A 250-nucleotide genomic window follows, 5' to 3' on the forward strand; every position below is an offset into this window, starting at 1 on the left:
CAATCAATATCAATACGGTTTACACCACGCTCATAACGAAATAATTGTTGTTCACTAATATCAATCTCTTTTGCTAACTGAAATACAGTATAACCTTGATTCAAAGAAGCTACCAATATTAACACCTAGCACTTCAAGAACTCTAACTAAGCAATCAATATCAATACGGTTTACACCACGCTCATAACGAAATAATTGTTGTTCACTAATATCAATCTCTTTTGCTAACTGAAATACAGTATAACCTTGA

General features: G+C 32.0%; 2 protein-coding genes. Both read right to left on the bottom strand.

The genetic code is table 11. The annotated features are described in order from the left end of the window. The coding region (locus BHE89_RS24725; protein ID WP_171742436.1) for a helix-turn-helix domain-containing protein at positions 1-116 on the bottom strand (116 nt) is incomplete at its 3' end. Next, positions 61-250, bottom strand: a 190-nt coding sequence (locus tag BHE89_RS02480; RefSeq protein WP_141008257.1) for a helix-turn-helix domain-containing protein, incomplete at its 5' end; no start/stop codon positions are given. The genes BHE89_RS24725 and BHE89_RS02480, both read right to left, overlap by 56 nt.

The sequence above is a fragment of the Shigella sp. FC1967 genome, assembly GCF_001743005.1.
In the GTDB taxonomy this organism is placed as follows: Bacteria; Pseudomonadota; Gammaproteobacteria; order Enterobacterales; family Enterobacteriaceae; genus Proteus.